The 5,835-nt window shown below is 69.0% G+C and carries 4 protein-coding genes and 1 pseudogene; 3 read left to right on the top strand and 2 right to left on the bottom strand.

From position 1 onward, the window contains the following. Positions 1–1,187 (bottom strand): annotated as a pseudogene (locus ACESLR_RS11295) (PilZ domain-containing protein); the annotation flags it as partial. A gap of 122 nt (positions 1,188–1,309) precedes the next feature. After that, positions 1,310–2,353: an EF-P beta-lysylation protein EpmB gene (epmB, locus tag ACESLR_RS11290; RefSeq protein ID WP_373026138.1), complete on the bottom strand. Its 1,044-nt coding sequence runs from the start codon at positions 2,351–2,353 to the stop codon at positions 1,310–1,312. 77 nt (positions 2,354–2,430) lie between these two features. Between epmB and efp the strand changes: the two genes are divergently transcribed. The 3 genes from efp (at position 2,431) to dacB (ending at position 5,832) form a co-directional block, all read left to right on the top strand. Further along, complete coding sequence (gene efp, locus ACESLR_RS11285; protein ID WP_373026140.1) at positions 2,431–2,994, top strand: elongation factor P; 564 nt, start codon at positions 2,431–2,433, stop codon at positions 2,992–2,994. A gap of 25 nt (positions 2,995–3,019) precedes the next feature. Next, a complete protein-coding gene (gene epmA, locus ACESLR_RS11280; RefSeq protein WP_373026135.1) occupies positions 3,020–3,985 on the top strand; it encodes an EF-P lysine aminoacylase EpmA in 966 nt (321 codons plus the stop codon). Between the two features lie 437 nt (positions 3,986–4,422). Beyond that, the gene (gene dacB / locus ACESLR_RS11275; RefSeq protein ID WP_373026136.1) at positions 4,423–5,832 is read left to right on the top strand and encodes a D-alanyl-D-alanine carboxypeptidase/D-alanyl-D-alanine-endopeptidase; all 1,410 of its coding nucleotides are present in this window, start codon (positions 4,423–4,425) and stop codon (positions 5,830–5,832) included. The last annotated feature ends 3 nt before the right edge of the window (positions 5,833–5,835 follow it).

Below are 5,835 nucleotides of genomic sequence, written 5' to 3'. Positions count from 1 at the left end.
GGGCTGTCGACCAATGCGAGATCGGAACCCCGCAAAGCGGACGGCGACATCTCGAAGACGCTGACGCCGCCGTCATGCTGTGTCAGGGCCTTGAGGCCGGTGGTGGTCGTCTTGTCGGTATCGGAGGCCGTGTCCGCCGTGGTGCGGTGGCTTCCCATCTCCGCGAGCAGGAAGTCGTGGATGCGTTCCAGCCCCATGATGCAGACCTGTTGTTGGTCGCCCGCTTGCTCGCGGCTGTGGCGCCGGGTGGGCAGATGGGACCACAGGCGCAGCACGTGCTCGGCCAGCGGCCGGGCGTCTCCGTGGTGGGTCGGGTCCAGGTCTTCGGGGCGTTCGCGCAGCGCGTCCAGAGCCGGCGCGAGCTCCACGAAGCAGGCCGGCTCGATGGTGGTCCTGTCTCTCAGGACCAGCCCCGGGGCATGATCGCGCTCGAGGTCGCAGCGCAGTACGGGCAGGGCGGGGTGCCGATCCGGATCGGGCGTGGCGGTGCACGCCACTGCAATCGAGTTGACCCAGCGGACCAGCAAGTCCATCTCGCCCATCTTCAGGGCGTTCGGATCGGTGCTCCCGAGCACCATGATGCGCGCAATCATGGTCTCGATGCGGTCCAGATCGATCGGGCCGAAACGTTTGTCGATGGCGGGGCCCCGGTCGGCGATACCCTGGGCACGTGCCAGTCGCAGCAGGTCGTAGAGTTGCTGCCAGTGACCGGGTGGTACGCCCTGATACAGCCGCCAGTGGTGCACGCCGAGCGCGCCGAGCAGCGCCACGGCTGCCTGCAGGGGGGGCATCAGGCGTTCCGCGTGCTGGGCGGTGTGTTCGTCAATGCGTTCGCGCACCACCAGCAACTCGGCGGTGAGCAGGGCCCGTAAGGCGGTACCGAGGGTGTCCGCCCGATCCCGGCTGCGCCGGCCCAGCGGAAGGGAGCGCTGGCGCAGCAGGCGCTCCATGGGCGGGAGCAGGGGCAGGAGGTGATCTTCCATGATCCCCACCAGCGTCGCGCGTATTCCGGGCCGCAACGCGACGGTGTTGAGTCCTTCCAGGGCTTCGCCCAGCTGCCGGATACCCAGTTCGGGTTCGCTGCCCGGCCGTTCGGCGCACCACGCCCGCAAGGCCTGCGGCGTCAGGTGGGGAAAACTTCCGGGCCCGGCCGGTTGGCCGGGCAGTTCGGGCAGGGCTTGCAGCATGGGCGTGTCCAGTAGTCGCTGAGCCGGTTGCGTGGGACACCCCGGGACATGTTCCGTGTTATCCGGGGATCTGGGGGTACTTTAGCAGCAAACCGTGCATTTGGTGTGGTGACACAGGCGGCTCAGTCGTGGGCGGAGGACGGTGCCTGGAGGGTCTTGCCGGGCTCCCCGGGGATCTCGCGCGCGAGGCGCGGGACCAGGTATCCCGGAAGGCGGGCGTGCAGGGCTCGGTAGAGTTCGCCCGCGCGGGCGTCCGGTACCTCGAAGTGGGCTGTGCCGCGGGTGCGGTCGAGTTGGTGCAGGTAGTAGGGCATCACCCCGAGGCGGAAGCCGGCCTCCTGCAGTTCAATCAGGGTCTCGGCAGTGTCGTTGATGCCGGCCAGCAGGACCGCCTGGTTGAGCAGGGTGATGCCGGTGCCGCGCAGGCGCTCGAGCGCTACGTCGGCGGGGGCGGAGAACTCGCGCGGGTGGTTCGCGTGCAGCACCAGGATGTGTTGCAGGCGCCCCTGGCCGAGCCAGGCAAGCAGGCGGTCGTCGACCCGCTCCGGCAGCACCACCGGCAGGCGTGTGTGGATGCGCAGGCGCTCGAGGTGCGGGATACCAGCGAGCCGCTCCGCCAGTCGCGCCAGCCGTGCGTCCGCGAGGCTCAGCGGGTCACCACCGCTGAGGATCACCTCGCGGATGTCCGAGTGTGCCGCGATGTAGTCCAGCGCCGGTTCCCAGTCGTCTCGGGCCGGGTTGTGGTCGGCATAGTCGAATTCGCGGCGGAAGCAGTAACGGCAGTGGATGGCGCAGGCTCCGGTGGTCAGCAGCAGGGCGCGGCCGTGGTACTTGTGCACCACGCCGGGGGCGGCGAGGGCGTCGTGGTCGCCGACTGGGTCACTGAGGAACCCCGGGGCTTCCAGCGCCTCGCGCGCGTCCGGCAGGGCCTGCAACAGCAGGGGGTCCCGCGGGTCGCCGGGCTGCATGCGGGCCAGGTAGCTCTCCGGAATACGCGTGCGGAACAGCCGGTGAGCGGTCCGCATGCCCGGCAACGCCTCCGGTGACAAGCCCAGGCGTGTGGTCAGGGTTTCGGGATCGGCGATCGCGCGGGCCATCGCCTGTTGCCAGGCTGGGATTGCGCGCGCTGGGGATGGCTGGGTTCCGCGCGACTCGCGCGTTATCATGACGGGCTTTGTGGGCATGGGGCGTTTCCGGACGGGGCGGCATGTCCGCGCCACGAATGATCGAGGAACAGCGCGCAATGGCAACCTACAGTACCAACGAATTCAAGGCCGGTCTCAAGCTCCTGCTGGACGGCGACCCGCAGGCCATCGTGGAGAACGAATTCGTCAAGCCGGGCAAGGGCCAGGCCTTCAACCGGGTCAAGATGCGCAATCTGCGCACGGGCCGGGTGCTGGAGAAGACCTTCAAGTCCGGCGAGTCGGTGGAGGCCGCCGACGTGATGGATACCGAGATGCAGTATCTCTATAACGATGGCGAATTCTGGCACTTCATGGTCCCGGACACCTTCGAGCAGTACGCGGTCGGCGAGGACGCGCTGGGTGACGCCGGCCAGTGGCTGAAGGAACAGGATCTCTGCACCGTGACCCTGTGGAATGGCGAGCCGCTGTCGGTGGTGCCGCCGTCCTTCGTGGAGATGAGGATCACCGAGTGCGATCCCGGCGTGCGCGGTGATACCGCGCAGGGCGGCACCAAGCCTGCCACGCTGGAGAGCGGGGCGGTGGTCAAGGTGCCGTTATTCGTCGAGGAAGGCGAGACGGTGCGGGTGGATACCCGCACCGGCGAATACGTCTCGCGCGTCTGACCCCGGCGACCACGGATTCCGGCCAATGAGCGACTGGCGGCCGAGGGCGGCGCCGGCCCGCCCGGCACGGGCCCGTCTGCTGGCCGGTTTGCGCGCATTCTTCGCGGCACGCGGGGTGCTCGAGGTTGAGACGCCAGTCCTTGCACGCGGCGCGCCGCAGGACCCGATGCTGGAGAGCTGGGAGGCGCAGGCCCCGGGCGGCGAGCGCGGTTTCCTGCAGACCTCGCCGGAGTACCCGATGAAGCGCTTGCTGGCGGACGGCGCCCCGGACATCTACCAGATCGCCCGGGTCTTCCGCGGCGGCGAAACCGGCCCGCGCCACAACCCCGAGTTCACCCTGCTGGAGTGGTACCGCCTGGGGCTGGATCACCGGGCACTGGCGCGCGAGGTGGTTGCCCTGATCGCGGACCAGGCGGCGCTGTCCCCCGAGTGGCGCACGCCGCGGGGCTGCGAGGAGATTGCCTACGCGGACCTGTTTCAAGCCACCCTGGGGGTGGATCCGCTCGCGGCGGATGCCGCGGCGCTGGAGCAGGTCGCGGCGAAGCACGGGGGTACGGTGGGCGGCGAGCTGGACCGGGACGGCTGGCTGGATGCCCTGATCAGCCTGGTGATTGCGCCCCGCTTTCCGCCGGATCGGTTGACCATCCTCCATGACTACCCCGAGAGCCAGGCCGTGCTTGCGCGCCCCTGTGCCGCCCGCCCGGGCTCTGCCGCCCGCTTCGAGCTCTACTGGGGTGACCTGGAGCTGGCCAACGGCTATCACGAGCTGACCGACCCCGAACTGTTTCGCCAGCGCCGCGAGCGGGATATCGCCCAGCGCCGCGCGCGCGGCCAGCCGCTCCCGCCCGTGGATGCTCACCTGGAGGCGGCGCTGGAGTCGGGCCTGCCGGACTGCGCCGGTGTGGCCCTGGGGGTGGACCGGTTGCTGATGCGACTGCTCGGGGCGTCGAGCATCGATCAGGTGATCGATTTCCCCTGGTCCAGGGCGTGACACGATCCGCGCGGAGGGCTTGTCCCGGCGGGGGCACCGGCACACTATAGGCCCTGTCGCCCAGCACCTTCGCAGGATGTCCGGACCCCATGCCCCCTAGGGAAACACTGACGAATGCATGCGCTCGCGCCCGAGTCGCTTTTGCGTGCGGACAGGGCGCGGTGACTGCCGTGCAGGCACTGTGCACCAGGGAACCGCGACGCCGTGCGGACGCAAAAGCGGCCGAGCCCCGCCGGGGTTGGCAGCCCAGGTTCCCCGACCCTGCGTTGCGGCCCTTGCCGGTAGAACCACTATCGGCCGCGGACCGCGCCTTGTCCCGGAAAACCCGGGGTACCAACGCAAGTGTGTGCATTCGTCAGTGTTTCCCCGGTCCCTTTTCGCACCGCTTCGGCCAGCTTCCGGTTGGCTCCAGGTGGGCCGCTTCTTCTTTCGTCCTGATGTTGCTGCTGTGGCTGGTGCCACTGGCTGCACAGGCGCAGTTCGAACACCTGCCGGAGCCGCTTCAGCGCGCGATCGAGAGCCAGCGGCTGCCACCCGGAAACGTCGGGATCTGGATCCAGCGGATGTCCGATGGCGCGGTGCTCGCACACCTGAACGCCGACCAGCCGTACAACCCGGCCTCGACCATGAAGCTGGCGACCTCGCTGGCAGCTCTGCACGAACTGGGGCCGGACTACACCTGGACCACCGAGGTCTGGGCGACGCGGCCGGTGCGCAACGGCGTGTTGCGGGGGGATCTGGTGATTCGCGGAACTGGCGATCCGGGCATGGTCAGCGAGGAGCACTGGCGCATGCTGGGACAGCTGCGCCAGACCGGGTTGCAGCGCATCGAGGGCAACGTGATCCTCGATGCCTCGCATTTCGAACTGCTGACGAGCGATCCGGCCGCGTTCGACGACCAGCCGCTCCGGGCCTACAACCAGCTGCCCTATGCCCTGCACGTGAACGCCAACGCCCAGCGCTTCCGCGTGCGGCCGGAGCAGCATGGAGACGGGATCGACGTGACGGTGGATCCGCCGTTGCCGGGGCTGGATATCGTGAACCGCCTGGAGCCGACGCGCGGCAGCTGCGGCGCCTGGCAACGTGGAATCCGCTTTGACGCCGACCCCGAAGCGCAGCGCGTGACCCTTGCGGGCGAGTACCCCGTCAACTGTGGTGAGTACGAGCTGCTGCGCTCGGTCCTGGCCCCGGAGGCGAACCATGCCGAGATGTTCCGGCTGCACTGGTCGCAGTGGGGGGGCGAGTTGACCGGGGACATCCGTCCTGGCGTACTTCCGGTGTTGTACGACGAACCGATCCTGCGCCATACCTCGCGACCGCTGTCGGATCTGATCCGGGTCTCCAACAAATGGAGTTCCAACGTGATGACCCGCCACCTGCTGCTCACCCTGGGCGCCCGTCATTTCACTCCGCCGGCCACGCTGAAAAAGGGGCAGCGGGCGCTGCTGGAATCCCTGCGCGGACTGGGCGTGGACGTCGGCGGCATGGTGGTCGACAACGGCTCCGGTCTCAGCCGCAATACCCGGATGACCCCGCGTCAGCTGGGCCGCATCCTGGAGGCGGGTTGGCAGCACCCGCACCGTCCGGAGTTCCAGTCCTCGCTGGCCCTGGCCGGCCTGGACGGGACCCTGCGCAACCGCTTCCGCAACGGCAGTCGGCGCGATTTGCGCGGGCAGATGCATCTGAAGACCGGGCATCTGAACGAGGTATCCGCGGTGGCCGGCTACGTTCGCAGCCAGGGCGGGGACGACCTGGCCGTGGCAGTGCTGGTCAACGATCCCCGGGGCCACCGCGGCATGGGTCGCAACCTGCAGGATGCCGTCCTCGAATGGGCCTACGGTCTCTGACGC

Source organism: Thioalkalivibrio sp., assembly GCF_041685615.1.
Taxonomy (GTDB): domain Bacteria; phylum Pseudomonadota; class Gammaproteobacteria; order Ectothiorhodospirales; family Ectothiorhodospiraceae; genus Thioalkalivibrio.
Note: the sequence above shows the minus strand (reverse complement) of the source record. Positions and strands in the feature narration are given on the sequence as shown.

Bases quoted from the DNA above. Each gene is read 5' to 3' on its own strand.
- epmB (WP_373026138.1), bottom strand. From the start codon at position 2,353: ATGATAACGCGCGAGTCGCGCGGAACCCAGCCATCCCCAGCGCGCGCA.
- epmA (WP_373026135.1), top strand. From the start codon at position 3,020: ATGAGCGACTGGCGGCCGAGGGCGGCGCCGGCCCGCCCGGCACGGGCC.
- efp (WP_373026140.1), top strand. From the start codon at position 2,431: ATGGCAACCTACAGTACCAACGAATTCAAGGCCGGTCTCAAGCTCCTG.
- dacB (WP_373026136.1), top strand. From the start codon at position 4,423: ATGTTGCTGCTGTGGCTGGTGCCACTGGCTGCACAGGCGCAGTTCGAA.